We start from the raw sequence: 543 nt of genomic DNA, 5'->3' as shown, positions 1-543 counted from the left end.
CGTAACGCTCGCGGCGGCTCGCGCGCGCCTCCGGCGATAGTGCGGCCCACGCGGCGGCGCGCTGGCGCAGTGCGGCGCGTTCAGTTTCGCCCCAGGCGTCCCAACGGGCAGCCTGGGCCTGCAATCGGGCGCGGTGCGCCGCCGGCAGCTTGGCCACACTGTCGCCAAAGGCCGGGAGGATCGGCGTGGCGGCGTACACCAGACCCACGCTCAACAGCGCGGGCAGCAGCAGGCGCATCACGCGGCGGTGGTCAGGGTTGCGCATTCGCGTCCCCTTCCTCGGTCGACTCCAGCGGGGCCAGGGGGGCATCGGGCAACGCTTCCAGCGGCGCGGCGGGCGGCACCTCGGGGTCGCCGCTGGCGACGGGTTCGGCCGCGGCCGTGCCGGCCTCCACCGCCACCAGCCAGGACTGCAGGGGAAGGTCGGCCGCGGTGGCCTCGCCCTCCGGGTCGGCGAGCAAAGCGAAGTCCGGGTGGGCGACCAACGCGGCGTCGGCCGACAGGGTCGCCACGGGAGGCTCGGCTGGCGGCAGGGGGTCGACC

2 protein-coding genes are annotated in these 543 nt (G+C 76.1%); both read right to left on the bottom strand.

Annotated elements, in window-relative coordinates:
- Positions 1 to 265: DUF3106 domain-containing protein (locus N800_RS15075; protein ID WP_036140574.1), on the bottom strand; the 265-nt coding region annotated here is incomplete at its 3' end.
- Positions 252 to 543 (bottom strand): hypothetical protein (locus N800_RS15070; RefSeq protein WP_036140572.1); only part of this gene is annotated, 292 nt, incomplete at its 5' end. The genes N800_RS15070 and N800_RS15075, both read right to left, overlap by 14 nt.

The sequence above is a fragment of the Lysobacter daejeonensis GH1-9 genome (assembly GCF_000768355.1).
Taxonomy (GTDB): Bacteria; Pseudomonadota; Gammaproteobacteria; order Xanthomonadales; family Xanthomonadaceae; genus Aerolutibacter; species Aerolutibacter daejeonensis.
This window is presented reverse-complemented; position numbering and strand designations above follow the sequence as displayed.